Annotated in this window: 26 protein-coding genes and 1 pseudogene; 13 read left to right on the top strand and 14 right to left on the bottom strand. The window is 68.0% G+C overall.

What is annotated here, in order from left to right; translation table 11 throughout:
* Positions 1-7: 7 nt before the first annotated feature.
* Both HB681_RS16885 and HB681_RS16880 read right to left on the bottom strand, forming a co-directional pair.
* Entirely contained in the window at positions 8-265 is a 258-nt protein-coding gene (locus HB681_RS16885) for a plasmid stability protein (RefSeq protein ID WP_213956014.1), read from the bottom strand.
* Positions 266-507: 242 nt separating this feature from the next.
* On the bottom strand, positions 508-2265 hold the full coding sequence (locus HB681_RS16880) for a hybrid sensor histidine kinase/response regulator (RefSeq protein ID WP_213956013.1): 1758 nt from the start codon (positions 2263-2265) through the stop codon (positions 508-510).
* Between the two features lie 101 nt (positions 2266-2366).
* Here HB681_RS16880 and HB681_RS16875 point away from each other — a divergent pair, with 101 nt between their 5' ends.
* Together HB681_RS16875 and HB681_RS16870 are read left to right on the top strand one after the other, a co-directional pair.
* Positions 2367-3593: a THUMP domain-containing protein gene (locus HB681_RS16875; protein WP_213956012.1), complete on the top strand. Its 1227-nt coding sequence runs from the start codon at positions 2367-2369 to the stop codon at positions 3591-3593.
* Between the two features lie 25 nt (positions 3594-3618).
* Complete coding sequence (locus tag HB681_RS16870) at positions 3619-4011, top strand: putative toxin-antitoxin system toxin component, PIN family (RefSeq protein WP_213956011.1); 393 nt, start codon at positions 3619-3621, stop codon at positions 4009-4011.
* Positions 4012-4026: 15 nt separating this feature from the next.
* Here HB681_RS16870 and HB681_RS16865 read toward each other — a convergent pair whose 3' ends face one another.
* Both HB681_RS16865 and HB681_RS16860 read right to left on the bottom strand, forming a co-directional pair.
* Positions 4027-4962 carry a hypothetical protein gene (locus HB681_RS16865; RefSeq protein WP_213956010.1) on the bottom strand — a complete coding sequence of 312 codons (936 nt, stop codon included), beginning with the start codon at positions 4960-4962 and terminating at the stop codon, positions 4027-4029.
* A gap of 24 nt (positions 4963-4986) precedes the next feature.
* Complete coding sequence (locus HB681_RS16860; RefSeq protein ID WP_213956009.1) at positions 4987-6663, bottom strand: FMN-binding glutamate synthase family protein; 1677 nt, start codon at positions 6661-6663, stop codon at positions 4987-4989.
* Positions 6664-6732: 69 nt separating this feature from the next.
* On the opposite strand from HB681_RS16860, the gene HB681_RS16855 reads away from it, so the two are divergent.
* Positions 6733-7515, top strand: coding sequence for a YecA family protein (locus HB681_RS16855; RefSeq protein WP_213956008.1), 783 nt, complete (start codon positions 6733-6735; stop codon positions 7513-7515).
* A gap of 3 nt (positions 7516-7518) precedes the next feature.
* On the top strand, positions 7519-7944 hold the full coding sequence (locus tag HB681_RS16850; protein ID WP_213956007.1) for a gamma-glutamylcyclotransferase family protein: 426 nt from the start codon (positions 7519-7521) through the stop codon (positions 7942-7944).
* A gap of 176 nt (positions 7945-8120) precedes the next feature.
* Here the strand turns inward: HB681_RS16850 and HB681_RS16845 are convergent, their stop codons facing one another.
* From HB681_RS16845 to HB681_RS16830, 4 genes are read right to left on the bottom strand one after another with little or no spacing between them, the layout of a single operon-like run.
* Positions 8121-8435, bottom strand: coding sequence for a GNAT family N-acetyltransferase (locus HB681_RS16845; protein WP_213956006.1), 315 nt, complete (start codon positions 8433-8435; stop codon positions 8121-8123).
* Between the two features lie 19 nt (positions 8436-8454).
* The gene (locus tag HB681_RS16840) at positions 8455-8943 is read right to left on the bottom strand and encodes a nuclear transport factor 2 family protein (protein ID WP_213956005.1); all 489 of its coding nucleotides are present in this window, start codon (positions 8941-8943) and stop codon (positions 8455-8457) included.
* 22 nt (positions 8944-8965) lie between these two features.
* Positions 8966-9457, bottom strand: coding sequence for a CinA family protein (locus tag HB681_RS16835; RefSeq protein WP_213956004.1), 492 nt, complete (start codon positions 9455-9457; stop codon positions 8966-8968).
* Complete coding sequence (locus tag HB681_RS16830) at positions 9451-9963, bottom strand: phosphatidylglycerophosphatase A (RefSeq protein WP_213956193.1); 513 nt, start codon at positions 9961-9963, stop codon at positions 9451-9453. Before HB681_RS16830 ends, HB681_RS16835 begins: the two co-directional genes overlap by 7 nt.
* 212 nt (positions 9964-10175) lie before the next feature.
* Here HB681_RS16830 and HB681_RS16825 point away from each other — a divergent pair, with 212 nt between their 5' ends.
* The 3 genes from HB681_RS16825 (at position 10176) to HB681_RS16815 (ending at position 11405) form a co-directional block, all read left to right on the top strand.
* Positions 10176-10601 carry a hypothetical protein gene (locus HB681_RS16825; RefSeq protein WP_213956003.1) on the top strand — a complete coding sequence of 142 codons (426 nt, stop codon included), beginning with the start codon at positions 10176-10178 and terminating at the stop codon, positions 10599-10601.
* A 133-nt stretch (positions 10602-10734) separates the two neighbouring features.
* Positions 10735-10971 (top strand): DUF2281 domain-containing protein, encoded by a 237-nt coding sequence (locus tag HB681_RS16820; RefSeq protein ID WP_213956002.1) that lies wholly within the window; start codon positions 10735-10737, stop codon positions 10969-10971.
* Positions 10968-11405 (top strand): putative toxin-antitoxin system toxin component, PIN family, encoded by a 438-nt coding sequence (locus HB681_RS16815; protein ID WP_213956001.1) that lies wholly within the window; start codon positions 10968-10970, stop codon positions 11403-11405. The genes HB681_RS16820 and HB681_RS16815 overlap by 4 nt, the downstream gene beginning before the upstream one ends.
* Positions 11406-11471: 66 nt before the next feature.
* On the opposite strand, the gene thiL is transcribed toward HB681_RS16815, so the two are convergent.
* The 4 genes from thiL to apaG form a co-directional block, all read right to left on the bottom strand.
* Positions 11472-12446 (bottom strand): thiamine-phosphate kinase, encoded by a 975-nt coding sequence (gene thiL, locus HB681_RS16810; protein WP_213956000.1) that lies wholly within the window; start codon positions 12444-12446, stop codon positions 11472-11474.
* 3 nt (positions 12447-12449) lie between these two features.
* On the bottom strand, positions 12450-13571 hold the full coding sequence (locus tag HB681_RS16805) for a YbdK family carboxylate-amine ligase (RefSeq protein WP_213956192.1): 1122 nt from the start codon (positions 13569-13571) through the stop codon (positions 12450-12452).
* Positions 13572-13615: 44 nt separating this feature from the next.
* Positions 13616-14869, bottom strand: coding sequence for a cation:proton antiporter (locus HB681_RS16800; protein ID WP_213956191.1), 1254 nt, complete (start codon positions 14867-14869; stop codon positions 13616-13618).
* Positions 14870-14947: 78 nt separating this feature from the next.
* Complete coding sequence (apaG, locus tag HB681_RS16795) at positions 14948-15343, bottom strand: Co2+/Mg2+ efflux protein ApaG (RefSeq protein ID WP_213955999.1); 396 nt, start codon at positions 15341-15343, stop codon at positions 14948-14950.
* A gap of 125 nt (positions 15344-15468) precedes the next feature.
* Here apaG and rpe point away from each other — a divergent pair, with 125 nt between their 5' ends.
* On the top strand, positions 15469-16155 hold the full coding sequence (gene rpe, locus HB681_RS16790; RefSeq protein WP_213955998.1) for a ribulose-phosphate 3-epimerase: 687 nt from the start codon (positions 15469-15471) through the stop codon (positions 16153-16155).
* Positions 16156-16180: 25 nt separating this feature from the next.
* On the opposite strand, the gene HB681_RS16785 is transcribed toward rpe, so the two are convergent.
* A complete protein-coding gene (locus HB681_RS16785; RefSeq protein ID WP_256354149.1) occupies positions 16181-16417 on the bottom strand; it encodes a hypothetical protein in 237 nt (78 codons plus the stop codon).
* Positions 16418-16506: 89 nt separating this feature from the next.
* Here HB681_RS16785 and HB681_RS16780 point away from each other — a divergent pair, with 89 nt between their 5' ends.
* Positions 16507-17487 (top strand): succinylglutamate desuccinylase/aspartoacylase family protein, encoded by a 981-nt coding sequence (locus HB681_RS16780; protein WP_213955997.1) that lies wholly within the window; start codon positions 16507-16509, stop codon positions 17485-17487.
* Between the two features lie 293 nt (positions 17488-17780).
* Positions 17781-18347 (top strand): hypothetical protein, encoded by a 567-nt coding sequence (locus HB681_RS16775; protein ID WP_213955996.1) that lies wholly within the window; start codon positions 17781-17783, stop codon positions 18345-18347.
* A 59-nt stretch (positions 18348-18406) separates the two neighbouring features.
* Here HB681_RS16775 and HB681_RS16770 read toward each other — a convergent pair whose 3' ends face one another.
* Entirely contained in the window at positions 18407-19237 is an 831-nt protein-coding gene (locus tag HB681_RS16770; protein WP_213955995.1) for a transglutaminase family protein, read from the bottom strand.
* A 313-nt stretch (positions 19238-19550) separates the two neighbouring features.
* Between HB681_RS16770 and HB681_RS16765 the strand changes: the two genes are divergently transcribed.
* The 3 genes and pseudogenes from HB681_RS16765 to HB681_RS16755 all read left to right on the top strand — a co-directional run.
* The gene (locus HB681_RS16765; protein ID WP_213955994.1) at positions 19551-19703 is read left to right on the top strand and encodes a hypothetical protein; all 153 of its coding nucleotides are present in this window, start codon (positions 19551-19553) and stop codon (positions 19701-19703) included.
* A 58-nt stretch (positions 19704-19761) separates the two neighbouring features.
* Positions 19762-21954: a catalase HPII gene (katE, locus tag HB681_RS16760; protein ID WP_213955993.1), complete on the top strand. Its 2193-nt coding sequence runs from the start codon at positions 19762-19764 to the stop codon at positions 21952-21954.
* A gap of 261 nt (positions 21955-22215) precedes the next feature.
* Positions 22216-22485, top strand: a pseudogene (locus HB681_RS16755) (hypothetical protein); the annotation flags it as partial.

Raw genomic sequence — 22485 nt, 5'->3', positions numbered from 1 at the left:
GGCGGGATCATTCGAGTCCCAAAGGCACCGGAGGAACCTTGTCTCGGGTGATGTCGAGGTCGATTCCGCCAAGCTCGCGACCCATGTCGGCCAGCAAGGAGCCCAGCTTCACTCGCTCGTCTGCCTCCACCGCGGTGCCGACGCCCTCTGCGCGAGCGGTGTTTGCAGGCGCCTGGCCGCTCCCGGCGGCATCGTCGGGCGCCTCTTCGAGCCGCGCGTCGAGACAGGCCGCCAAATCATCCGGCGCCCGCAGATGCTCCGACATGTCGCAGGGCGATGTGTTCGTCGGCTTCGCGGTTGTGGTTCCCGACACGATGTCTGCTCCCTGGAGTTCCTGCCTGGCAATGCGGCTTGCTCCGGCTTTCCGAATCTAGCGGAAGCCGGAAATGTCCTTCCTGGAAGACAGTTCCGTGCTCCTTCCGAAGGATGTGGCGCATGAAGGACAAAATCCGACGCTCCCATCGAGCTTGGCCGACGGCATGACCTACGCCAAGCCGCAGTAGCCCCTCAAGCCTGCGCAGCCGCCAGCACCGCCCGCAGTTCCCCCGCCTGCACCGGCTTGCGCAACGCATGCCACCCCCGCTGCCGCGCCAACCGCTGCGTCACCGGCTCGATATCCGCCGACACCAGCGCAATCGTCAGATCCGGCCGCTGGGTCTGCAGCAGGTCCGCCAGTGCCACCCCGTCCAGGTCCCCTGGCAGCCGGATGTCGCACAGGGCCACGTCGATCGCGTCCAGGTCCGCCAGCGCCAGCGCCTCCGACGCATTGGCATACACGCGCGGCTCGGCTTTCCAGTGGCGCAGCAGCGCCGCGATGCTGTCGGCCACGACGGTGTTGTCTTCCACCACCAGTACCGCCATGCCGGGGCGCAGCGGCAGCATGTGGGCGGCGTTGGTTTCGGTGCCGATGGCCTCTGGCAGCACCAGGTCGGCCGGCGCCGCTTCCAATTCGAACCCGAAAACCGATCCACGCCCCGGCGCCGAGCGCAGCGTGACCACGAAGCCCAGCCGATCGGCCAGCCGGCGCACGATGGCCAGGCCCAGCCCGTGCCCGCGCTGCAGGTTGCGCTCCACGTTGCCGATCTGCTCGAAGTCGCCGAACACGCGCTGCTGCATCTCCGGCGCGATCCCGATGCCGTTGTCGCGCACCTCGACGCGCCACGTCGCAGGGGTGCGGCCGCGCCGCACCGCCAGCAGCACGCGGCCCTGCGGCGCGAACTTGAGGGCGTTGTCGGTCAGGTTGCCGAGCACGCGGCGCAGCGCCACGGCGTCGGTCCAGGCCAGCGCGCTGGCGGGGCAGCGCACCCGCACGCGCGTGGAGTGGCGGGCCAGTTCGCGCAGCATCGGGCCGAGTGCGATCGGGCCGGGCTTGAGCGGGTCGGCCGCGGCCTCGATGCGGCCGATCTCGAGGAGCTGGTTGGTCAGTCCCTCCAGTGCCTGCTGCGCCTGCGACAGCGCGATCACGGTCTGCGCCACGACGTGCTTGGGCGTGTCGGTCTCGAGTTGCTGGCGCAGCACTTCGGCCTGCAGGCCGATTGCCATTACCGGCTGGCGCAGGTCATGGTTGGCGGCGGAGAAGAAGCGCAGCCGCTCGGCCTGCGCATGCTCCGATTCGCGCAGCCCGGTCTGGGCCTGCTCGCGCAGCGTGCTCTCCTCATGGCGCCGCATGATGTTTTCTTCCAGGTGGCGCGAGCGGTCGGTGACCAGCTTCCACACCATCACCATCAGGCCCACGCCGAGCAATGACGCCGTGCGCATCACCGGGGAGCCGAAGATCAGCCCCATCGCGATGAGGGGCGCCAGCAGCAGCGTGATGGCCAGCCGCATCGCCGGCGTGTAGTACGACACCGAGAACGCCGACGACAGCGTCATGGCCATGATGACGGTGGCGAGCAACAGTTGCTCCACCGGCTCCCTGGGGTTGAACAGCAGCACGCCGGCGGCACCGTGCGCGGCCTCGTGCATCGCGATGCGCCAGGTGTGGACCCGCAGCGCGCCCGGCAGGTTCTCCGGCGTGAGCGGGGTCGGCGGATGCTGCGGGAAGAAGCCACGCACCGCCGTCGTGAAGCCGACCAGCGCCAGCCACATCATCGCGGGCGTGAATGCGTATTGCCAGGCGAACAGCATGGCCACGCCGCAGTCCAGCAGGAACTGCACGACCAGCGCCGGACCGGTGGGTTGCGCGCTCAGGCGCAGCACCTCGCACTGCACGGCGAAGCGTGAAGCCGGCGGCGCGGCGTTGTCGGGCGCGGACGTGGAACTCATGGGGAGAAAGCAAAGACTATAGAGGAGCCCCGCACCCCCACCCGGGCCCCCATGCGCGCTACACCTTCTGTCTGACTTGCGCCGGGGGCGACAATGGCAGCGTGAACGATCTATCCCTATTCCTGCCCTGCGCCGCCGGCGTGGAAGACTTCCTGGCGCAGGAGGTCCATGCGCTGACCGGCCGCGTCGGCGAAGACCTGCTCACCCTGCGCGGCGGCGTGCGCGTGCGTGCCGGCTGGCGCGACGCGATGCTGCTCAACCTGCACAGCCGCCTGGCGCAGCGCGTGCTGGTCGAACTGGCCCATGCGCCGTACCGCAACGAGAACGACCTCTACGGCATCGCCAGCGGCGTGGCCTGGGAGATCTGGTTCACGCCCAAGCAGACCTTCAAGATCGAGACCACGGCGCAGCACAGTCCGCTCCAGAGCCTGAACTTCGCGACGCTGCGCATCAAGGACGCGATCGCCGACCGCTTCCGCGCCAAGGCGAACGGCGTGCGCCCGAGCATCGAGACCCAGTGGCCCGACGTGCGCGTGTTCGCCCACCTCACCACCGATGCCTGCACGCTCTACATCGACACCAGCGGCGAGCCCCTGTTCAAGCGCGGCTGGCGCCAGGACAAGGGCGACGCGCCGCTGAAGGAAACGCTGGCCGCCGCCATGCTGGCCGCGAGCGGGTGGTGGAACCCGGAGACGGGGGCGGTGTCCGGTGCGGCGCTGTACGACCCGTGCTGCGGCAGCGGAACCATCGCCATCGAGGCGGCGCAGATCGCGCGCGGCATTCCGGCCGGGTCGCTGCGGCGCTTCGGGTTCGAGAAGCTGCTGCCGTTCCAGGCGCATGTGTGGAGTTCCGTCAGGAACGACGTGGCCGCGCCGGATGCAGCGGGCGCCGTGACGGTGTTCGGCAGCGATGTGTCGCACCGGATGGTCGACTTCGCCGAGCGGAATGCGGAGCGCGCCGGGGTGGCGGATGCGATCGAGTTCCGTGGCGGCGATGCATTGCAGCGCATGCCGCCGGCCGAGGGCGGCGTGATCGTGCTCAACCCGCCGTATGGCGAGCGCATCGAAGTCGGCGGCGTGGCGCGCATCGGCGCACGCGAGCAGGCGGCGACCGAGGACGGCGGCGAGTTCTTCTCGCAACTCGCCACGCACTGGAAGAAGAACTACGCCGGCTGGACCGCCTGGGTGCTGACGCCCGACCTCAAGCTGCCGCAGCGCATGCGCCTGAAGGAATCGCGCCGCGTGCCGATGTGGAACGGGCCGATCGAGTGCCGGCTGTTCCGCTTCGACATGGTGGCCGGGTCGGCGCGCGCCAAGCCTGCAGGCTGATCGTCCTTCGCGCCAAGCCCATCGAATGACCATCGTCATCGACACCAACATCGCGCTCGACCTGCTGGTCTTCGGCGACCCGGCCAGCGAGCCGCTGCAGGTCGCGCTCGATGCCGGCGAACTGCGCTGGCTCGCGACGCCCGCGATGCGCGACGAACTGGCGCGGGTGCTGGGCTATCCGCAGATCGTGCCTCGGCTCGCGTACTACCGGCGCACGCCAGATGCCGTCCTGGCCGACTTCGACCGCCTCGCGCAACGCGTGGAGCCCGCGCCGCGTGCCAGTGTGGTCTGCAAGGATCCGGACGACCAGATGTTCATCGACCTGGCCGTGGCGCACCGTGCGCCGCTGCGCAGCAAGGACAGGCTGGTGCTGGCGCTGCGCAAGCGTCTGGCGGCGCTGGGCGTGGAGGTGTCGTAGGCGCTGCCGGGCCCGCTATCGCTTGGACAGCGGCGCCGACATCGTGGTCGTCGGATCGAAGTTGGGCGAATACCACCGCGACATGAGGCGGGCCACGGCGCGCACGCGCTGGGTGTCGCGGCCCCAGCGCCGGTTGGCGGGCAGGTGGCGCAGCCAGCGCATGCGCCGCGCGGCAATGGCCAGGCGTTCGCGCACCTCGTCGCTGGCGTCGGCCAGCACCGCATGCCACTGGCCGCCGGCGCCGTGCGGGGAGGCCGCGTGCAGCAGCGCGGCGGTGGAGTGCAGGTAGCTGAGCCAGTCGCGCACCTGGCATTCGGCCAGCGCCAGCGATTCGCCGGGGTCGTCCTCGAAGTCGATGTAGCCGATGGTGCCGTCGGGGCAATACATCAGGTTGCGCGCAAAGGCCTGGCTCAGGTAGGCGCCGCGCGCATGCACCAGCGCGATGGCTTCGAGCCCTTCGCGCCACACCTTCAGCAACGCGACGGGGCCCACCGCGGCGGCCTGGTCGAGCCGCTCGTTCAGCACGATGGGCGCCAGGTTGCCCTCGCCGAGGTCGGAGATCAGCACGCCATCGGCCTGCCGCGCCAGCACGGTGGGCACGCGCAGGCCCAGTTCACCGAGCGCACCCAGCCGGCGCGCCTCGATCTCGATGGCCGCCTCGCCGCCCGGGTTGGGCACCGGCGTGAGCACGTCGAGCCGGAACGCCTTCGCGACGGCGGCGAGCAGGTGATAGCGCCACATGGCATGGCGCGGGCCGGCCTTCTTGAGCCACACGCGCTGCGTACCGAAGCGGTGCCGCGACACGCCGCTGGCCTGCAGCGGCAGCGTGGTCGCCAGGAAGGCGGCGTAGTCGCCGGGGGGCGGCGGCGCCAGTGCGTCGAGCGGCGCGGGCGCGGAGGCATGGCCCTTCCGGGCCTGGATTCGGTTGGCGCGGCTTCGCAGCGGATTCATCGTTGGATCAGGCCCAGGCAACTTTCAGGCCGCGACGGCAGGCGGCATCTCCTGCGCGCTGTCGACGACCGGCAGCGTGGCCGTGCTCATCCGCGGCTGGAAGCTGTCGGCGCTGGCCAGCGGCCAATAGGTGCGGAAGACGTTGTGCTGGTTGTCCAGCGGGCCGAGCAGGGCGCCCGGCTGCACCTGCATGATGAGGTTCGACAGCAGCCGCACCTCGGTGTCGGAGATGCGCCGCACGATATGGTGCGCAGTGATCTGCTGCGGATGGTCGAGCCCGGCGGCCTGCACCAGTTCCTGCAGCGCATGCAGCGTGCTGCGGTGGAAGTTGCGCACGCGGTCGGCCTTGGTGTCCACCACCAGCGCCTTCTGCCGCTGCGGGTCCTGCGTGGTGACGCCGGTCGGGCAATGGCCGGTGTGGCAGGTCTGCGCCTGGATGCAGCCCAGCGACATCATGAAGCCGCGCGCCGCGTTGCACCAGTCGGCGCCGAGCGCCATCATGCGGGCCACGTCGAAGGCCGAGATCACCTTGCCGGCGCAGCCGAGCTTGATGCGGTCGCGCAGGTTCACACCCACCAGCGTGTTGTGCACCAGCAGCAGGCCTTCCTGCAGCGGCGCGCCGACGTGGTCGGTGAACTCCACCGGTGCGGCGCCGGTGCCGCCCTCGGCCCCGTCGACCACGATGAAGTCCGGCGTGATGCCGCTCTGCTGCATCGCCTTGACGATGCCGAACCATTCCCACGGATGGCCCAGGCAGAACTTGAAGCCGGTCGGCTTGCCGCCCGACAGTTCACGCAGCCGCGCGACGAAACGCATCATTTCCAGCGGCGTGGTGAAGGCGCTGTGCGACGAAGGCGAGATGCAGTCGACGCCGATCGGCACGCCGCGCGCCGCCGCGATCTCTGCCGTCACCTTGGGGCCGGGCAGCACGCCGCCGTGGCCCGGCTTGGCGCCCTGGCTCAGCTTGATCTCGATCATGCGCACCTGCGGGTCGGCGGCGGCCTTGATGAAGCGCTCCTCGCTGAAGCTGCCGTCCTCGTTGCGGCAGCCGAAGTAGCCGGAGCCGATCTCCCAGATCAGGTCGCCGCCGTGCACGCGATGGTGGCGCGAGATGGAGCCTTCGCCGGTGTCGTGCGCAAAGCCGCCCATCTTCGCGCCCTGGTTCAGCGCCATGATCGCGTTGGCCGACAGCGCGCCGAAGCTCATCGCCGAGATGTTGAACACGCTGGCGCTGTAGGGCTGCGCGCAGTCGGCGCCGATGGTGATGCGGAAGTCGTGGTTCGCAAGCCGGGTCGGGCGCATCGAATGGTTGATCCATTCGTAGCCGGCGATGGTCACGTTGAGCTGCGTGCCGAAGGGCCGGTTGTCGGGGTCGCCCTTGGCGCGCTGGTACACGAGCGAGCGCTGCGCGCGCGAAAAGGGCATGGCCTCGGCGTCGCTCTCGATGAAGTACTGCCGCACTTCGGGCCGGACGTATTCGAACAGGAAGCGCAAATGACCGATGACGGGGTAATTGCGCAGGATGGCGTGGCGCGTCTGCCGCACGTCGTGCACGCCGGTGGCGGTGAGCGCGGCGAAGGCCGCCGTTCCGATCCAGCCGCGCCAGAGCCACGGCCACAGCAGCAGGCATGCCAGGCTGGCCAGCAGGCCGAGGACACACAGCGCGAAGGCGGTGTATCGGGTCGGTATCGGAGATGTCATGGGAATTGCAATGATGGCCTCGGCCGGTCGACGCGTGTTGCATCATAGAGGGCTCTTTTTTGCGCCACCATGACCACCAGCAACGACACCCCCTCCACCGGCGCCCCGGCGGCGCCGCTCACCCCTGAAGATTTCGACGTGCTGGACCGCGAACTCGACCTCATGCGCGAGGCCGACGACGAGGTTCCCCAGTGGGAATTCTGCGAGGGGTTCATGGCGGCGCTGATCTGCTCGCGCCGCCCGATTCCGCCCGACGAATACTGGCCCGTGCTGCTCGGCGACGAGTTCAAGCCGGCCAAGTACATGGAATTCGTCTGGCACTGGAAGCGCCGCTGGCAGGAGATCGAGCAAGGCCTCGATGCGCCGGTCGAATCGCTCGATGACGAACGCACCTACCAGCCCGAAGTGCTGGACGTGCGCGGCGCCCTGGCCTCGCTGCCCGAGGAGGAACGCGCCGAAACGGCCGGCGAGGCGATCCCTTCCTTCGCGCAGGTGTGGGCGCTGGGCTTCATGTACGCGGTCGAGAACTGGCCCGAGGACTGGGCCGCGCCGCGCGACAAGGAAGCCGCCGGCATGCTCGACGACGCGCTGGACTGCATCGTCGAGCTCACCGAGGACGACCGCGGCACGCCCACCATCTCGATGTTCAGCGAGACCGCGCCGCCCAGCATGAGCCAGCAGCGCCTGGACGATTTTGGCGCCGCGATCTGGGCGGTGTACGACCTGCGCCAGCTCTGGAAAAGCATGGGCCCGCGCGTGGAAACCATCCGCAAGGAGCCGACGCCGGGGCGCAACGATCCGTGTCCCTGCGGGAGTGGGAAGAAGTACAAGAAGTGCCACGGGGCGGGTTGAGGCGTGGCGCGTGTCTTCGTGTTCGGCACGCTGAAGCAGGGATTCCCGAATTTCGCGACCAACGAGGGTCGGCGCATTGCCGGCGAGTTCGTCACGGTGGAGAGTTATCCGCTGTACCTGGTGGGCGAGCGGCATTCGCCCTGGATGATCGACTTGCCGGGCCAGGGGCATCGGGTGGCGGGGCAGTTGTTCGAGGTGGATGAAGGCGCGCTGGCGCGCATGGATGCGCTTGAGCGCATCACCGAGCCGGATGGCTATCGGCGGCTGCGCATCGGGGTCGTGAAGCGCGGTGACGAGGACGGCGAATCTGTCGAGGCGTTCGTGTACCTGCAGCCGACGATGCCTCGGGCGGAGGACATTCGGCTTGGGCCGCTGGAGGACTACTCGCTGGCGCATGCGAGCCTCTATCGCAGCCGCCCGGCGGCTTGAGCAGGGCGGTATTGGATCAACGGCCGTCGAATTCGGACTTGGCCGTACGCGAAGGACGCGAAGGTTTCGCGAAGGACGCGAAAGAAACCCCGAAGAGATTTTTTTTTGAATTTTTCGCGTCCTTCGCGTACCTTCGCGTCCTTCGCGTACGGTCAAGTCCGATCCCGATCTCGCATTCAGATCTTGAAAGCCCTGCGCATGTCCGCGCGCACCAGGTCGGCATAGTCGGGATGCTTGCGGATGTAGCCGGCGATGAACTGGCACACCGGGATCACATGCAGGCCCTGCGCCCGCGCATCGTCGAGCACGTGGCGCGCGATGGCCGAGCCCACGCCCTTGCCCTCGAAGGCCTCCAGCACCTCGGTGTGCGTGAACATGATGGCTTCGCGCAGCAGGTTGTATTCGCAGTAGCCCGCCAGCGCGCCCTCGATCGTGGCCTCGTAGCGGTGCTGGGCGGTGTCGTTCTTGATCGCGATGTCGGTCATGGTCATGCCTGGGGTGAGGAATCGGTCAGCCGCCGCGCGCCTGGAACAGCGCGAGGTTGGCCGCGGCGGTGGCGCGCACCTTGTTGCGCAGCATCGGCGACCAGCCCATCAGCAGGCCGGGCAAGCCGAGCGCCTGGCGCGCCCAGGTCCAGAACGCGAAGCTGTCGGTGTGCGTGGCGATCCTGCCGTCGGGCGTGAAGGTCATGCGGGCGTCGATGCTGTTGTCCACCGTGCGTCCGGTGGCGCTGAACAGGTAGTGCGCGTCCCAGTGCGCGCGGCCGGTGCTGCCTTCGACGGCCACGTCGCGGTAGGTGAGGCGCCACACCTGCGCGCCCTTGGCCTGGGTGGCGCTGCACAGCATCTTCCACATGCCGCCGATCTCGCGCGCGCCGTTCAGGGAGAACACCTCGTCGTTGAACACGGCGTCGGGCGCATAGCAGGCGGCCATGGTGTCGGCATCGAGCTTTGCGAAAGCGTCGTAGAAGCGGCGGATGGTTTCCTCGTTGCGTGACATGGGCGAAGGCTCCTTTCGAGGATCAACGTGGAGATTGCAACAGCGCCACCAGGCGCTCGATGGCGTGCTGCACCGTGGCTGCGCGGATCGCCGCGCGGTCGCCGTCGAACAGGCGCCGTTCGGTCCGCACGATGCCGTCCACCGACCAGCCGAACCAGACGGTGCCCACCGGCTTGGCCTCGGTGCCGCCGGTCGGCCCGGCGACGCCGGTGACCGCGACCGACACCTGTGCATGCGAGCGCGCCACCGCGCCGGCGGCCATCGCGCCGGCCACCGGCTCGCTGACCGCGCCATGCGCGACGATGAGCGCCAGGTCGACGCCGAGCAGTTCGATCTTGGCGTCGTTGGAATAGCAGACGAGGCCGCGCTCGAACCAGGCGGAGGAGCCCGAGAGGTCGGTGCAGGCGCCGGCGATCAGGCCGCCGGTGCAGCTTTCCGCAGTGGCCAGCATCAGGCCCCGGGCCACCATGAGCTCGGCCAGCCGCGGCAGCAGTTCTTCGGTGCGGCTCACCATGCGCGCACCGCCGCGATCACCAGCAAGGCGCAGAAGGCCGCCACCAGGTCGTCCAGGATGATGCCGAAGCCGGCACGCCACCAGTCGGGCTCTGCCGCACCGCCCTGCTTGAACAGGCCGTCCGCCCAGGCCACGGGGCCGGGCTTGGCCGCATCGAAGACGCGGAACAGCGCGAAGGCGACCAGCTGGCCGAAGAAGCCCGTGGGCATCACCACCCACAGCACGATCCAGAACGCGACCACCTCGTCCCACACGATGCTGCCGGGGTCGGCGATGTTCATGTCCCGGGCCGTCACGGTGCAGGCCCACCAGCCGATGGGCAGCGAGGCCAGGATCACCCAGCCGATGGCGGCCTCGCCCAGCCAGCGCTGCATCAGCAGGTAGGCGGCCCAGGCCCACAAGGTGCCGAAGGTGCCGGGCGCGACGCGCGGCAGGCCGGAGCCGAAGCCGAGCGCGATCCAGTGCGCCGGGTGCGACGCCATGAAGCGCAAGGTCGGTCGTCGCATCGCGATGCGAAGCGGCGGTGCGCGCATGCCTTGGGAGATTTCCGGTGGGTGGGGGTCGGTCATTTCTGGAAAGGAGGGTGATCGGTCCGGCGGGCGTCCAATGAGACTCGGGTTGCGCATTTTGACCATGTAGGCGGCAATGCGTCCTGCACAATCCGCGGCGCGGGTCACGGGTCAGTCCGGGTCCGGAACAACAAAGACAGGGAGTGGGTATGGAAGGCAGCTTCGTGGCGGCCGTGGGGAGCTATCCGACCGCGATTTTCACCGCGCTGCTCGGTGTCGTGCTGATCTACTGGCTATTGGGCATGCTCGGCATCGTCGGGTTCGGGGATGCACGGCTGGGTGTTCCCACGCAACTGCATGGCGACGGCGATGCGGACCCCGACAGCGGCTCGCTCGCCAACGGCCTCGTGGCGCTGGGCCTCGATGGGGTGCCCTTCTCCGTCGTCGTCAGCCTTGTCGTGCTGATGTCCTGGGTGGTGTCCTGCCTGGCCGGGATGTGGGTGCTGCCGCTGGTGCCGATGCCGATCCATACGATGGGCGGCATCCTGGCTTTCATGGCGAGCCTCGCGCTCGGGTTGCAACTCACGATATGGCTCGTGTCGCCGCTGCGGGGGGTGTTTGCGCGGCAGGGGTGACAGGGCTCGGCGCCAAGCCCGTTGCGGGGCTTCGCCAAGGTGACTGCGTCACAGGGTTGTGCGGGTTTGACCAAACCTGCGGTACAACCTCGGCAGCAACCCAGCAGCGCTGGTGCGTATATAGGAACGAACCATGACCGCCCTTGAATCCCGCTTGATCGAACGCCTGAAGAAGTTGCCGCCCGGCCGCGTGGCCGAGGTGGTGGACTTTGTCGAGTTCCTCGCCGCCCGCGAAGAACGCACTGCCGCTGCTGCACGCCTGGGCGACACTTTCGCCAAGATAGACGCCCTGGGCTTGCCGCCGCTGTCCGAGGATGAGATCGAGGCCGAGGTCCAGGCCGATCGCCAGACCCGCCGCGAAGGCGCTTGAACGGCGCCGCATCGATGCGTTTTGTCATCGACACCAACCTGATTGTCTCGGGCGTCATCTCCTCCGGCCTGCCGCGTCAACTGCTGGATGCCGCGCGAGCGGGAGAGTTCGAGCTATGTACCAGCGAAGCCCTGCTGGCCGAGCTGCAACGCGTGCTCGGGCGCGCAAAGTTCTTCAATCGGCTGGCCGGCCAAACGCCCGAGAGCATCATCGCCGACCTGCGACTGCTGGCCCACGTGGTCGCCCCCATCAGCGTACCGCGCGTGGTGCCCACCGACCCGGACGACGACCAGGTGCTGGCCGCGGCGCTGGCCGGCGCCGCAGACCTCATCGCCTCGGGCGATCAGCGCGACCTGCTGCCGCTCGTCAGCTACGAAGGCATTCCGATCGTCACAGCCCGTCAGGCGTGGGAACGCTTGGCACTGCAGACCTGATTCGGGGCGCGTCGCCGCTTCCCCGCCTGGCGCAGCTCTGCGCGAATCGCGAAGCCCGCAGCCCACTCACCCGAAGTGATCGAAGCCTGAGAAGCGCTGCGCCAACGGCGCGCCATGGGCATCCACCACGCGGATGCCCGGCGTGGGCTCCACCGTGCCGATGCGGGTGACGGCAGTGTGGCTCGCGCGGCCGGCCTGCTCGACGGCGTCGCGTGCGTCGGGCCGCGCGGTGAAGGCCAGTTCGTAGTCGTCGCCGCCGGAGAGCGCGCAGGTGCGCAGGGTCTCCAGCGCGAGGCCGGATTCCGCGTTGGACGGCATGCGCCGCGCCGCGACCAGGTCCGTCGCGGCATCGGCGTCGATGCGGGCGCCGACGCGGCTGGCCAGCAGGATGTGGACCAGGTCGCCGAGCAGCCCGTCGCTGACGTCGATCGCCGCCGTGGCCACGCCCCGCAGCGCCAGGCCCAGCGCCACGCGCGGGGTCGGCTGTTCCATGCGCAGGCGCGCATGCTTGAGCATCGGCGCTGGCAGCGACAGCGTGCCGCGGAATGCCTCCAGCGCCAGCCGCGCATCGCCCAGCGTGCCGCTGACCCAGATGTCGTCGCCGGCCCGCGCGCCAGAGCGCAGCAAGGCCGCGCCGGCCGGCACCTCGCCGAACACGGTGATGCAGATGTTGAGCGGCCCGCGCGTGGTGTCGCCGCCGATGAGTTCGCAACCGTGTTCATCGGCCAGCGCCAGCAACCCGCGCGAGAAGCCCGCCAGCCAGGCTTCGTCCGCCGTCGGCATCGACAGCGCCAGCGTGAAAGCCAGCGGCATCGCGCCGCAGGCGGCCAGGTCGCTGAGGTTCACCGCCAGCGCCTTGTGGCCCAGGCGCGCGGGCTCGACGGTCGAGAGGAAGTGGCGGCCCTCCACCAGCATGTCGGACGACACGGCCAGTTGCATGCCGGGCGTGGTCGCCAGCAGCGCGCAGTCGTCGCCGACACCCAGCACCGCGCGCTTCACCGGCCGGGTGAAGTACTTGGCGATGAGGTCGAATTCGCCCATGGGTCACACCGCGCCACGGAAGCGCAACGCGCCCTGCCGCACCACCTCGGCCAACAGCCGTTCCTTGCCCTGCCGCTCGCGCAACCAGCGCGCATCGTTCTGGCCGGCATCGACGTCGCGGCGCAGGCGCGCCAGCGATTCGGTCGCGTTCAGGGCCTCGCTGTGCCATTCGAGCTGCGTCATGGTCATGAGGATATGTTCGCGCAGCGGCATGTGTTCGCCGCTGGCCGGGTCCACGTACACCGCGTCGAGCCCGAAGCGGCAGGCCTGGAAGCGGTTGTAGGTGTAGACGAGGTAGTCGTCCTCGGTCGGCGTGAAGGGTTGCTCTTGCAGGAACCATGCCGCGAGCGACTGCACGTAGCCCGCCAGGTCGGCCGCGCGCTCCACGGTGAGCGGGGTGTCGAACACGCGGATCTCGATGGTGCCGAACTCGGGCTTGGGCCGGATGTCCCAGTAGAAGTCCTTCATGCTGCGCACCACGCCGGTCCGCGTCATGCGCTCGAAGTAGGCCTCGAATTCCTTCCAGGTGAGCGCGAAGGGCGCGCGGCCCGACAACGGAAAGGCGAACACCGAGTTGAGCCGCGCCGAGTCGAACTGCGTGTCCTGCCCCTGCACGAACGGCGAGGAGGCCGACAGCGCGATGAAGTGCGGTATGTAGCGCGACATGCGATGCAACATCAGCAGCGCCGAATCGGCATCGGGGCAGCCGATGTGGACGTGCTGGCCGAAGATGGTGAACTGCTTGCTCAGGTAGCCGTACAGCTCCGACAGTTCCCGGAACCGCGGCTTGTCGTAGATGCGGCGCTCGTGCCACTGCTGGAACGCATGCGTGCCGCCGCCGACCACGGCGATGTTGAGCTTGTCGGCGCTCTTGACGAGCGCATCGCGGATCGGCGTGAGCTGCGCGATCACGTCCTTGGCCGAGTGGCAGATGTCGGTCGAGATCTCGATCATGCTCGACGTCATCTCCGGCACCACACTGCCGGGCAGCGGCGTGTGCGCCATCAGGCGCAGCATGTCCTCGGCATAGGGTGCGAGGTCGTAGTCATGGGTGTTGACCAGTTGCAACTCGAGCTCGACGCCCAGCGACAAGGCCTCCGACTTGTTGAAGCGCTCCAGCGGCACGACGCGCGACATCGGCATCACGGTGGCCATGTTCTGCTTGATGCTCACGACTGGTTGTCCTCCGTGGTGCTGAAGGCCTCGGGCGTCCAGGGCACGGAGCTTTCGCCGGCCAGGTGGATGGCGATGGTGACGATCACCGCGCCGGAGACTTCCATGAGCAGGATCGTCGGCAGCGCGGTCTGTGTGATCAGCACGCCGAGGAGTGGGGATGCGGTGACGAAGTTCGATGCGATCAGCAGTGCGATGGACGACAAGGGGGCCATCGCGCCGCCCACCCAGAGGGCCTGTTTCCAGTTCGTGCCGCTGCCCGGGTTGCCCAGCGAGACGCCGACCACCTTGGCCACGCCGCGGGCCGCGATCAGCGCCAGCACCAGGCCGGCCACCGGCAGGTTCCAGTCGGCTTGCGCCGCCACGATCGACACCAGCACGAACATCAGCATCGTCAGCAGCGAGGCTGCGGTCCCCAACTGGCTCGGCCACGACCACGGGCGCGGATTGAGCTGCTTGAGCATGATGCCGCCGATGAGCGCGGCCAGCGGCGCGGAGCCGCCCATGTGCGCCGACACGGCCGTGCCGGCGGCGATCAGCGCCAGCATCAGGATCGAGGTGTTCTCGCTGGTCGGGCTCATCACGCGCAAGGCCGTGCGCATGGCCAGCGCCACGGCCGCGCCCATGGCGAAGGACATGCCCAGCACCACCAGCACCGGATAGATGCGCTCGGTGATGGCGCTGGGGGCGCGCTCGATCAGCCCGGCCTGCGCATAGCCCAGCGTGACGGCATAGAAGGTGTTGAGCGTGGAGAGCGTCAGCGCGCGGTCGGTCACCGGGCCGGAGGCGCGCGTGTCCATGACAACGCGCGAGAGCACGGCGGGCGAGGCGACGATGGCCATCAGCGCCAGCGCATTGGCCACCGGGCCCGGCACGTCGAGCCAGACCAGCACCCAGTAGACGGCGAAATAGGTCAACGTGGACTCGATCACGCTCTGCACCAGCACCATCGGGTTGTGGCGGAACCAGCGCAGCGGCAGGCGGCCGCCGGCCTCGAACAGCACGATGGCGACGCCCAGCTCGACCATGAACAGCCCCACGCCCTGCAGCGGCCAAACCGCGCCCTCGAAGCCGGCCAGCCCGACCAGCGTGCCGACCATCGAGTAGCCCACCACCTTCGGCATGCCGATGTAGCGCTGCACCAGATGGCCGGCCGCCGCGGTCACCGCGATCAGCAGCGACCACAGCACCGTCGGCAAACCGGCGGAAGGTCGGACCCAGTCGGCCCAGAAATTCGTCAATTCGTTGATGAAGGAGGACATGCGTGAATCAACAACGGGAACCATGTAGTCGCGCGAGGCGACGGGTGCGGAAAGAGACCGGGCCTGCTAGTGCAGCACGCGCGACACAGGCCTGCCGCCGAAGTCGGCTTCCAGCATGACCATCGCGATCGGGGCATCGAAGCGGTCGCCGTGTTCCGACACCATGAAAAAACTGCCGTGCATGGTGCCACTCGGCGTCTTGAGCCGGCAACCGCTGGAATACCGGAACGAGGTGCCGGGCGCGATCAGCGGTTGCTGGCCGATCACCCCCAGGCCCTTCACCTCCTGCACGTTGCCGGCGGAATCGCTGAAGTACCAGTGCCGCGAGATCAGCTGCGTGGCGACCTGGCCGTTGTTGGTGACCGTCACGGCATACGAGAAGGTGTAGATGTTCTCTTCCGGCGAAGACTGCTCGGACAGGTAGCGAGGTTCGATCTCGACGGTGATCGGGTGGGTTGACATGGGGCGCATGGTAACGGACGAGGCTGCCGGGCCCAGGGCGCCGGGCTGCGCCCGACCCGTGCCTTGTGGGGACGAGTCGAAAGCCCCATCGACTGGAGGCAAAAGGCTTTGCGACAATCGCGGCCATGAGCCAAACCTACCGCATCGCGCCCTCGATCCTCTCCGCCGACTTCGCGCGGCTCGGCGAGGAAGTCCGCAACGTCGTGGCCGCCGGCGCCGACTGGATCCATTTCGACGTGATGGACAACCACTACGTGCCGAACCTGACCTTCGGCCCGATGGTCTGCCAAGCGCTCAAGCCGCACGCCATGACGCCCGACGGCACGCCCGTGCCCATCGACGTGCACCTGATGATCCAGCCCGTCGATGCGCTGGCCGCGGCCTTCGCGCAAGCGGGCGCTGACTTCATCAGCTTCCACCCCGACGCGTCGCCGCACATGCACCGCAGCATCCAGGCCATCAAGGCGGCCGGCTGCAAGGCCGGGCTGGTGTTCAACCCGGGCCTGGGCCTGGAAGCCCTCGAATACGCGATCGACGACATCGACCTGGTGCTGATCATGAGCGTCAACCCGGGCTTCGGCGGCCAGAGCTTCATCGATTCGGCGCTGCGCAAGATCGAGCAGGCGCGCAAGCTGATCGACCAGGCGGGGCGCGACATCCGGCTGGAAGTCGACGGCGGCATCAAGGCCGACAACATCGCGCGGGTGGCCAGCGCGGGTGCGGACACCTTCGTGGCGGGCAGCGCGATCTTTGGGGCGAAGGACTATGCAGGGGTGATTGCGGCGATGCGGGGCGAGTTGGCCAAAGGCTGATGCAGACCGTCGTTGCGCCGCCTGCCTACCGCTTGACCTTCTCGTTGTAGACCCGGTCCGTCACCGGCCCGCGGTCGGTGTCGACCTTGCCGGTCTCGATGTCTTCCAGCGCCTGGCGCCCGACCTCGGGTGCGCCGCCGTCGACGTTCTGCTGGCTCTCCGACGACTGGTCGCGCTCATGCGGCAGCTTGGGGGCGGATTCGCCATCCTGCGCGATCTTCGTCTTGCCGCGTTCGCGGGTTGTCTTGCTCTGGGTGGCCATGTGTGCTCCTTCGTTGCATTGAGCTTGTGCCACGGCGCGCCGCAATGGGGGGTAGGAGCCGCGGGCGCTCGGTTGTAGGATGCCTCGCGATGTCCACGCCCATGCCCGAACCCACTATCGAATCCGACGCCATCCGCATCCACGCCTTCGCCGCGCTCGAGCCGGGGCCGCGGCTCATCGTGGTGGGCGGCGTGCATGGCGACGAGACCTGCGGCACCGTGGGCATCGAGCGCATGCGCGCGGAACTGGATGAAGGCAGCGTGCAACTGCTGCGCGGCACGCTGACGATGGTGCCGGTGGCCAATCCGCTGGCGCGCCGGCTGCTGCGGCGCGAAGGCGAGCGCAACCTCAACCGCCTCTTCCAGCCCACGCCCGAGGGCGAAGAGCCAGCCGACTACGAAGCCCGCCTCACCGACGTGCTGTGCCCCCTGCTGGACCAGCACGACGTGCTGCTCGACCTGCATTCGTTCCAGAGCGCGGGCGATGCCTTCGCGATGATCGGCCCGCGCAACAACGACGGCACGCTGGAGCCCTTCGCGCGCGCGGAGGAAGAAGGCCGGCTCGCATTGCAACTGGGCACGACGCGCGTGGTCGAGGGCTGGCTCGACATCTACGCGGCCGGACTGCAGCAGCGCAACCCAGGTGAGCCGCTCGACGTCGCGGCGCTGGCCTACGGCTGGGGCACCAACGAATACATGCGCAGCCGCGGCGGCTACGGCGTCACGCTCGAATGCGGCCAGCATGAAGACCCGGCCGCGCCCGAAGTCGCCTACCAGGCCATCCACGCGGCCTTGCGCTTGCTTGGCATGGTGTCCGAGCCCGCGCCGGAGCGCGAGCCGCCGGTGCTGCTGCGCCTGGTCAGCGTCACCGACCGCCTCGACGATGAAGACCAGTTTGCCCGCGAATGGGCCACTTTCGATCCGGTGGCGGCCGGCGAAGTCATCGGCATGCGCGCCGACGGCGCCGTGCTGAAGGCCGACCGCGATGGCTTCATCGTGTTCCCGAACCCGGAAGCCACGGCCGGCACCGAGTGGTTCTACTTCGCAGTGACGAGCGACCGCAGGCTGTAGAGGACGAAATCCACGGGGCGGGGCCTTGTGGATTGGGGGGCGTGCGAAATGAGCTGGCGTAGCTGGTTGATGAAAACGGTTGCGGTCTTGCATGCCCGCGGTGTACTGTTGTCGTAACCGTTCCGTGCTGGTCAGGCTTGGCGAGCGCAAATTGCAATGCGCCTGATCGTGCGGTCAAGCAGATCGCTGTCCGGCGTTCGCATGCCTTGCTTGTTGGGGTTCAGGATATGCCGCTTCAGAACCGTGTTGATCCCTGGGGCCAGTTGCACGTTCACCCCGCGAGGGTGTCTACCGTGATGGGAAACCGCGGCATCCTGCATGACGCGGAACGAAAGGTCGTCAAGCACTGGACAGGCAAAGCCTGGGTTGCATGTGATCCGTCATTCAAGGCAATCGACCGGAAGCCGCTGTTCCAGCCCCGACGGTATTCGGAACTTTTCTTCCTGGATGAAGCGACCGCCTACGCTGCGGGGCACCGACCATGCGCCTACTGTCAGCGCGAGCGATTCAATGCCTTCAAGTCTGCATGGTCCGTGGCGCATGCCGCGGGGAACGCGGCAACGACCTTTTCGATCAAGGACGTGGATGCAAGTCTCCATGAGGACCGCGTTGCGCGAGGTGGCGCAAAAGTCACCTACACAGCGTCGCTGCGTGATCTGCCCGAAGGAGCGATCTTCGAGGTTGACGGAGTTGCCTTCCTGCAAAACCGGGGAAGGCTGTTCAAGTGGTCGTTCACGGGTTATTCACTGGCACAGGCGCTTCCGGGCAGCGCGTCAGTCAATGTCCTGACGCCCAGGTCCGTCGTAAAGCTCTTTGCCGCGGGACTGCCCGCGCGCGTTCATGCAAGCGCGAGCGTCTGAATGCGGCATGTTCCTGGTCTTGGTCGCTTGTGCGGCAGAAGCCGACGCTGCTGCCCGAGTCACGCAGCCATTTCCAGGAACACTTCCTCAGTCGTCACCTCGAAGCGCTGCAGCGTGTTGGCCCCAAACACCATCGTGATCGGCACGTCGGCCGCGTCGCGTCCGCGGGCGATCACCACGCGGCCGATGCGCGGCGTGTTGTGGCGCGCGTCGAAGGTGTACCAGCGGTCGCCGAGCCACACCTCGAACCAGGCGCTGAAGTCCATCGGATAGGGCACCGGCGGCACGCCGATGTCGCCGAGGTAGCCCGTCACGTAGCGCGCCGGGATGTTCATGCAGCGGCACAGGGTGATGGCGAGGTGCGTGAAGTCGCGGCACACGCCGTAGCCCTCGCGGTAGCCGTCCAGCGCCGTGCGCGTGGCGCGGGCGCGCTGGTAGTCGAACTGCAGGTGGTTGTGCACCCAGTCGCAGATGGCCTGCACGCGGTGCCAACCGGGCATCGTGTTGCCGAACTGGCTCCAGGCGAAAGGCAGCAACTCGCTGTCGACCTCGCAATAACGGCTGGGCAGCACGTACATCAGCGTGGGCACCGGAAGATCCGCTTCAGCGCACTGCTGCGCACCATAGTTGACCGGATCGGCCCAGCCCGTGTCGTACACCACGGCCTGGTTGCGCAGGCGCACGCTGTTGATGCCATGCGGCACCTGCACGCGCGCGCAGTGGTTGTCGAAGGCGTCGAGGTAGTGGTCGGTGCGCAGGGGCGGGCTGAGCGTGATGTTCTCGTGGCCGATGACGTCGCCCTCGCGCGAGGGGTGGACCTGCAGCATGTAGATCAATGCCGTGGGCGCGCTGACGCCGATCTCGATGTCGTAGCCGATCTGGATGTGCATGACGCTTCCCTGTGTAGGTGGTGCAGGAGGGCGCATGCACGATTGATGCCGGCCCCGGATGCGTCCCATCGTAGTCGGGTGCGCGGCGCGGTGCGGGGGCAACTGCGCCCGAGTTCGCGTAGGCGGCCCGCGCGTGCGCGTCGGCCCTCTCCTACCCGCTTCGCCTCGGCGTGCTGACAAGGTGCGACGCCGGCCCACTACGGTGCATGGACTCACTTGCCTTGAACATTGCTGTTCGCTCGCAGACCGCGCCGGGCTGCTGCGGTTTGCGAATCCTTTCCGATCGATTGTTCAACCTCCACGGGAGCATTTCATGGAGCTTTCTGCATTGCTGGATGGCCTGGGTGGCGGGTGGGTGGACGATGCGCTGGTGTGGGTCGTGGCCTTCCTGGCCGCACTCGTGGGCGCGGTGGCCTTTGTCAACGTCGTCGACCTGTTCCTGGATTCCGACGCCGAAGCCGGCTGATCCGTTTTTTTTTCTTCGTGCCGCGGGGCACGTCGTTCTCCCAATCTGAAGGTTCTTCATGACGCCACAAAACAAGGCCGCCAGCGGTCGTCGCCCCAAGGCCTCCGCTTCCGCCAGCGATCCGGCCAATGGCAAGCAGGAGCAACTCGCGGCCTATACGGCAGAGCCCGTGGCGCAGCTCACCACCAACCAGGGCCTGCAGATCCCCGACAACCACAACTCGCTGAAAGCGGGCGTGCGCGGCCCCACGCTGCTGGAAGACTTCATCCTGCGCGAGAAGATCACGCACTTCGACCATGAGCGCATCCCGGAGCGCGTGGTGCATGCGCGCGGCTCGGCGGCGCATGGCTACTTCCAGGTCTACAAGTCGATGTCGCAGTTCACCTGCGCCGACTTCCTGCAGGACCCGCAGCAGAAGACGCCCGTTTTCGTGCGTTTCTCGACCGTCGCCGGCGGTGCAGGTTCGGCCGACACGGTGCGCGACGTGCGCGGCTTCTCGGTCAAGTTCTACACGCGCGAAGGCAACTACGACCTGGTGGGCAACAACATCCCGGTGTTCTTCATCCAGGACGCGATGAAGTTCCCCGACCTGATCCATGCGGTCAAGCCGGAGCCGCACCATGCCATGCCGCAGGCCGCCAGCGCGCACGACACCTTCTGGGACTTCGCCTCACTGATGCCGGAGAGCACCCACATGCTGATGTGGGCCATGAGCGACCGCGCCATCCCGCGCAGCCTGCGCATGATGGAAGGCTTTGGCGTGCACACCTTCCGCCTCGTCAATGCGAGCGGCGAGTCGCACTTCGTCAAGTTCCACTGGAAGCCCAAGCTCGGCATCCACGGCCTGGCCTGGGACGAGGCGCAGAAGATCGCCGGCAAGGATGCGGACTTCCATCGGCGCGACCTGTGGGAAGCCATCGACAACGGCGACTTCCCCGAATGGGAACTGGGCGTGCAGATGATTCCGCAGGACAAGGAGCATTCGCTCGGCTTCGACCTGCTCGACCCGACCAAGCTCATCCCCGAGGAACTGGTGCCGGTGCAGAAGATCGGCAAGCTGGTGCTCAACCGCAACCCGGACAACTTCTTCGCGGAGACCGAGCAGGTCGCCTTCCATCCGGGCCACGTGGTGCCGGGCATCGACTTCACCAACGACCCGTTGCTGCAGGGCCGCCTGTTCTCGTACACCGACACGCAGATCTCGCGCCTGGGGGGCGCCAACTTCCACGAGCTGCCGATCAACAAGGGCGTGTGCCCCTTCCACAACTTCCAGCGCGACGGCATGCACCGCCAGACCATCGCGCGCGGGCAGGTCGCGTACGAACCCAACTCGCTCGGCAACGGCCAGGAGTTCCGTGTCGATGGCGGCAGCAAGGGCTTCCAGTCCTTCCCCGAAGAGATCGACCCGCCCAAGGTGCGCCGCCGCAGCCCGTCCTTCGACGACCACTTCACGCAGGCGCGCCTGTTCTTCAACAGCCAGAGCGCGCCCGAGAAGGAGCACATCATCGCGGCCTTCCGCTTCGAGCTCTCCAAGCTGGAAGTGCCGGCCATTCGCCAGCGCATGGTGGACAACCTTGCGCACGTCGACGAGAAACTCGCGCGTCGCGTGGCCGAGCCGCTGGGCATCGGCGCCCCGGACGCCAAGGCCGCGGCGGGCCGTGCCGGCTATCGCGACTTCAAGATCAGCATGGCCGTCGAGGAATCGCCGGCACTCAGCATGGCCGGCACCGGCGACGGCTCGGTGCGCACGCGCAAGGTGGCGATCCTGGTGGCCGACGGTATCGACTCCGCTTCGCTGAAGCCGATCCGCGAGGCCATCGAGCATGCCGGCGCGCAATGCAAGGTGGTGGGCCCGCGGCTGGGCAGCGTGACGAGCGCATCGAAGCGGCAGATCGACATCGACGCGACCTTCATCAACATGCCCTCGGTGATGTTCGACGCGGTGCTGGTACCTGCCGGCAAGGAAGGCGCCGACGCGCTGGCGCGCAACGGCGACGCGGTGCACTTCGTGCTGGAGGCCTACAAGCATTGCAAGGCGATCTGCACGGTGGGCGAAGGCGTCGCGCTGCTGGCTTCGCTGGGCATCGGGCCCGACACGGAAGCGCCGCCTGCGGGTGTCGTGGTGGCCGCGACGCCGGTCAACAACCTCGGCGACAACACGGCGGCGCAGGAAGTGGGGCAGGCCTTCATCGCCGCGATGGCCAGGCACCGGCATTGGGACCGGGCGAACGTGGATGCGGTGCCGGCGTAGCCCTTCCCGGCTGCGTTACCCGTGATTTCCTCCCGATTGATTAAGCCTTATGCGGTATGGCTTATTGCGAATAGCGGTGCCATCGACCCCCTCCTAGACTTTGCCGACGAGGTCTGAGAGGCGCGCACTTCTGCGGCGTCGTCTGCGCGTGTAGCGAGCGCGCGGCTGCAGATCGCGCCTGGGGGTCCAATGAATTGGTTCTCGAGACATTCGCGGCATCGCACACAACATGAACAACGCCGGTCCTGGTGGGCCGCACCGATGGTGGCCACGGCACTGCTCGGCATGCCCTGGGCCACGGCGCAAACCCCGCGTCCCGCCACGCGCGATGCCGAGGCCATCGCCGCCCAGCAGGAAAAAGCCCGCCTCGCCGACACCGACACCATCCTCGCGCTGAGCAACGACGGCGCGGTGCTGTACGCCAACGACAACATCAAGCTGTCGGGCTACCAGTACTGCAGCCAGGCGGTGGCGCTGGCCGACAAGGGCGAGTTCCGCCAGAGCGTGCGCGCGGCCAGCAAGGCGCTGCAC

It is taken from the genome of Variovorax sp. dw_954 (assembly GCF_018449755.1).
GTDB lineage: Bacteria > Pseudomonadota > Gammaproteobacteria > Burkholderiales > Burkholderiaceae_C > Variovorax.
The sequence above is the reverse complement of the archived record's forward strand: the minus strand, read 5'-3'. Positions and strand labels throughout refer to the sequence as shown.

What these genes read in the sequence shown, in the direction of transcription:
- HB681_RS16885 (WP_213956014.1), bottom strand. Translation starts at nt 265, where the DNA reads ATGTCGGAGCATCTGCGGGCGCCGGATGATTTGGCGGCCTGTCTCGAC.
- HB681_RS16880 (WP_213956013.1), bottom strand. Translation starts at nt 2,265, where the DNA reads ATGAGTTCCACGTCCGCGCCCGACAACGCCGCGCCGCCGGCTTCACGC.
- HB681_RS16870 (WP_213956011.1), top strand. Translation starts at nt 3,619, where the DNA reads ATGACCATCGTCATCGACACCAACATCGCGCTCGACCTGCTGGTCTTC.
- HB681_RS16865 (WP_213956010.1), bottom strand. Translation starts at nt 4,962, where the DNA reads ATGAATCCGCTGCGAAGCCGCGCCAACCGAATCCAGGCCCGGAAGGGC.
- HB681_RS16860 (WP_213956009.1), bottom strand. Translation starts at nt 6,663, where the DNA reads ATGACATCTCCGATACCGACCCGATACACCGCCTTCGCGCTGTGTGTC.
- HB681_RS16855 (WP_213956008.1), top strand. Translation starts at nt 6,733, where the DNA reads ATGACCACCAGCAACGACACCCCCTCCACCGGCGCCCCGGCGGCGCCG.
- HB681_RS16845 (WP_213956006.1), bottom strand. Translation starts at nt 8,435, where the DNA reads ATGACCATGACCGACATCGCGATCAAGAACGACACCGCCCAGCACCGC.
- HB681_RS16840 (WP_213956005.1), bottom strand. Translation starts at nt 8,943, where the DNA reads ATGTCACGCAACGAGGAAACCATCCGCCGCTTCTACGACGCTTTCGCA.
- HB681_RS16835 (WP_213956004.1), bottom strand. Translation starts at nt 9,457, where the DNA reads ATGGTGAGCCGCACCGAAGAACTGCTGCCGCGGCTGGCCGAGCTCATG.
- HB681_RS16830 (WP_213956193.1), bottom strand. Translation starts at nt 9,963, where the DNA reads ATGCGACGACCGACCTTGCGCTTCATGGCGTCGCACCCGGCGCACTGG.
- HB681_RS16825 (WP_213956003.1), top strand. Translation starts at nt 10,176, where the DNA reads ATGGAAGGCAGCTTCGTGGCGGCCGTGGGGAGCTATCCGACCGCGATT.
- HB681_RS16820 (WP_213956002.1), top strand. Translation starts at nt 10,735, where the DNA reads ATGACCGCCCTTGAATCCCGCTTGATCGAACGCCTGAAGAAGTTGCCG.
- thiL (WP_213956000.1), bottom strand. Translation starts at nt 12,446, where the DNA reads ATGGGCGAATTCGACCTCATCGCCAAGTACTTCACCCGGCCGGTGAAG.
- apaG (WP_213955999.1), bottom strand. Translation starts at nt 15,343, where the DNA reads ATGTCAACCCACCCGATCACCGTCGAGATCGAACCTCGCTACCTGTCC.
- rpe (WP_213955998.1), top strand. Translation starts at nt 15,469, where the DNA reads ATGAGCCAAACCTACCGCATCGCGCCCTCGATCCTCTCCGCCGACTTC.
- HB681_RS16785 (WP_256354149.1), bottom strand. Translation starts at nt 16,417, where the DNA reads ATGGCCACCCAGAGCAAGACAACCCGCGAACGCGGCAAGACGAAGATC.
- HB681_RS16780 (WP_213955997.1), top strand. Translation starts at nt 16,507, where the DNA reads ATGTCCACGCCCATGCCCGAACCCACTATCGAATCCGACGCCATCCGC.
- HB681_RS16770 (WP_213955995.1), bottom strand. Translation starts at nt 19,237, where the DNA reads ATGCACATCCAGATCGGCTACGACATCGAGATCGGCGTCAGCGCGCCC.
- HB681_RS16765 (WP_213955994.1), top strand. Translation starts at nt 19,551, where the DNA reads ATGGAGCTTTCTGCATTGCTGGATGGCCTGGGTGGCGGGTGGGTGGAC.
- katE (WP_213955993.1), top strand. Translation starts at nt 19,762, where the DNA reads ATGACGCCACAAAACAAGGCCGCCAGCGGTCGTCGCCCCAAGGCCTCC.